Origin of the sequence: Mesorhizobium sp. M7A.F.Ca.CA.004.04.2.1 (genome assembly GCF_004022825.1) — a bacterium.
In the GTDB taxonomy this organism is placed as follows: Bacteria; Pseudomonadota; Alphaproteobacteria; order Rhizobiales; family Rhizobiaceae; genus Mesorhizobium.
This window is the reverse complement of the sequence record NZ_RZPH01001407.1, coordinates 1-1143: the sequence shown is the minus strand read 5'-3', so window position 1 is coordinate 1143 and position 1143 is coordinate 1. Positions and strand designations below refer to the sequence as shown.

General features: G+C 63.6%; 1 protein-coding gene. It reads right to left on the bottom strand.

Features of this window, described 5'->3' with window-relative positions:
* Nucleotides 1-1143 (bottom strand): transcription termination factor NusA (gene nusA, locus EN893_RS34965; RefSeq protein ID WP_128362210.1); only part of this gene is annotated, 1143 nt, incomplete at both ends.

Genomic DNA, 1143 nt, shown 5'->3' with positions numbered 1-1143 from the left:
GTTCGGCGTCCGCGCGGGTCACGCCATGATTGGCCAGCACGCCCGGATAGACCTTTGTCTCGCCGTCCTTGCGTTCCTTCCAGCCGGTCAGGTCGTCGGCGGCATAGCCGGCGAAATCCTCGATCGTCTTCACGCCGTCCTCGCCAAGCGTCACCATCATGGCGGTGGTGACGCCGGGGATTTCGCGCAACTCGTCCGAAACACCGAGCGCCTTGCGCTTGTCATCGTGCTCCGCCCCCATCTTCCCCCGATATTCGCGGGCGCGGGTCTGGATTTCCGAAGCGGTGTCCTCGTCGAAACCGTCGATCGAGGCGATCTCGCCGGAATCGACATACGCGACTTCCTCGACGCTGGTGAAGCCTTCGGAGGCCAGCACCTGGCCGACCATCTCGTCGACGTCGAGGGCTTCCATGAACAGCGACGAACGCTCGACGAATTCCTTCTGGCGACGCTCGGATTCTTCGGCCTCGGTGAGGATGTCGATATCCCAACCGGTCAGCTGCGAAGCCAGACGCACGTTCTGGCCGCGGCGGCCGATGGCCAGCGACAGCTGGTCGTCGGGAACCACGACTTCGATGCGCTCGGCATCCTCGTCGAGCACGACCTTGGCGACTTCCGCCGGCTGCAGCGCGTTGACGATGAAGGACGCCGCAGAAGGCGACCACGGAATGATGTCGATCTTCTCGCCCTGCAATTCGCCGACGACGGCCTGGACGCGGCTGCCGCGCATGCCGACGCAGGCGCCGACCGGATCGATCGAGCTGTCGCGCGAAATAACGGCGATTTTGGCGCGCGAACCCGGGTCGCGGGCGACCGATTTGATCTCGATGATGCCGTCATAGATTTCCGGCACTTCCATGGTGAACAGCTTGGCCATGAACTGCGGATGGGTACGCGACAGGAAGATCTGCGGGCCGCGCTGCTCGCGGCGCACATCGTAGACATAGGCGCGGACGCGGTCGCCATATTTGTAGTTTTCACGCGGGATCAGCTCATCGCGACGGATGATCGCTTCGCCGCGGCCGAGATCGACGATGACGTTGCCGTATTCGACGCGCTTGACGGTACCGTTGACGATCTCGCCGATGCGGTCCTTGTACTCGTCATACTGGCGGTCGCGTTCCGCCTCGCGGACCTTCTGCA